The sequence below is a fragment of the Streptomyces tremellae genome (genome assembly GCF_039540215.1).
Classification (GTDB): domain Bacteria; phylum Actinomycetota; class Actinomycetes; order Streptomycetales; family Streptomycetaceae; genus Streptomyces; species Streptomyces tremellae.
Map to the genome: position 1 here is coordinate 1 of NZ_BAABEP010000165.1, position 668 is coordinate 668.

A 668-nucleotide genomic window follows, 5' to 3' on the forward strand; every position below is an offset into this window, starting at 1 on the left:
ATATGAGATCGGCGCCAAAATCATTAGATGAGGGTGTTCGTCTTGCTTGAATCCCAAGCTTTTTAAATAGAATTACTAAATAGTGTTCAAATTCGATACCATCCATTTTGTCTATTTCTTTAATTCCTGCTTGAGCTAAACGTGCTTCTAATTCTTTCTCTAATTTTTCTTTTTTAGAATTTTTTATCTCATATATCAAAAAAATAACTAAAACCCAAATGATTGCTATTAAAGAGAGTAATGTTAGTTTAGGTGTCAAAATATTGATTCCCCTTTAAAAAAAACTTTATTTTTTTGCAAATTAACCTACTTTAAATTATAGACTACAAGAATAGAATATGGTAGCATTTCCCTTAGAATAGAATGATAAGGGCGCACTTATACACCGGTTTGGTGTGTGCGGTTGCTTTGCAACAAAATCCCTCCTTCCGAATTTCTTCGGAAGGTCAAAAAACTTTCACGTTGTGTCCAAAAAAAGTAGGTGAAACCATATGGCAATCTATCATTTTTCAATGCAGGTAATTTCAAGAGGTAAAGGTCAATCGGCTATTGCTTCGGCTTTATATCGAAGTGGTGAAAAATTAATAGATGAACAGACAGGTGAAGCAAAATTTTATAAAAGAGATGTTCAACCTGAAGCTATGATTCTTGCCCCTAGTCATGCTCCT

2 protein-coding genes are annotated in these 668 nt (G+C 33.2%); one reads left to right on the forward strand and one right to left on the reverse strand.

The genetic code is table 11. The annotated features are described in order from the left end of the window. The coding region (locus tag ABEA77_RS33840; protein ID WP_345655992.1) for a restriction endonuclease at positions 1-199 on the reverse strand (199 nt) is incomplete at its 3' end. A 313-nt stretch (positions 200-512) separates the two neighbouring features. Between ABEA77_RS33840 and ABEA77_RS33845 the strand changes: the two genes are divergently transcribed. Next, positions 513-668: MobA/MobL family protein (locus ABEA77_RS33845; RefSeq protein ID WP_425588457.1), on the forward strand; the 156-nt coding region annotated here is incomplete at its 3' end.